The organism is Candidatus Accumulibacter vicinus (genome assembly GCF_000584955.1).
Taxonomy (GTDB): domain Bacteria; phylum Pseudomonadota; class Gammaproteobacteria; order Burkholderiales; family Rhodocyclaceae; genus Accumulibacter; species Accumulibacter vicinus.
The window spans coordinates 15,486-15,931 of the sequence record NZ_JDSS02000036.1; the positions used below are offsets into that span (position 1 = coordinate 15,486).

At 63.2% G+C, this 446-nt stretch carries 2 protein-coding genes; one reads left to right on the forward strand and one right to left on the reverse strand.

From position 1 onward, the window contains the following. Window positions 1-182, reverse strand: a 182-nt coding sequence (locus tag CAPSK01_RS23350; RefSeq protein ID WP_273703821.1) for a hypothetical protein, incomplete at its 3' end; no start/stop codon positions are given. Between CAPSK01_RS23350 and CAPSK01_RS23355 the strand changes: the two genes are divergently transcribed. Then, window positions 174-446 (forward strand): hypothetical protein (locus CAPSK01_RS23355; RefSeq protein WP_273703822.1); only part of this gene is annotated, 273 nt, incomplete at its 3' end. The two genes, CAPSK01_RS23350 and CAPSK01_RS23355, sit on opposite strands and share 9 nt — an antisense overlap.

Sequence of the window (446 nt, forward strand, 5' to 3'; positions counted from 1 at the left end):
GCAAGTTTGCTGCCGTTGCCCGGCGTCGTCTGGCCGCGCTGAAAAGTGCCTCGCAGAAGGAACGTGAGCCGGTGCGACAGGAATCCCGACCAGCTGGGCCGGAGCCGCCCGTGGAGCGCCAGCCGGCGCTGCCGCCGGTCGCAGTGCCCGATAAACAGACCGGCTTCGACGTCATGATGCAAGGAACCGCCACCAATCTGACCGTCGGCACGACCGCCCGGGTGCAATTTCAATTGCGTCGTTTCGGCGCCGGCGTGACGGCTGCAATCCGGGTTCTCCCGCCCTTGTTCGCCACCGGAATCCTGCAGGGACAGTATCAGGAAGGGCAGTGTATGATGCAGGGATGGATGAACGAAGGTTTCCTGCTGAAAATGGTCGGGGCGTGTTCGGCGAGCGGTTTTTCTGGTCAATACCAGGCCGAAAGCCCGGGTCTGGTTCAGCAAGGC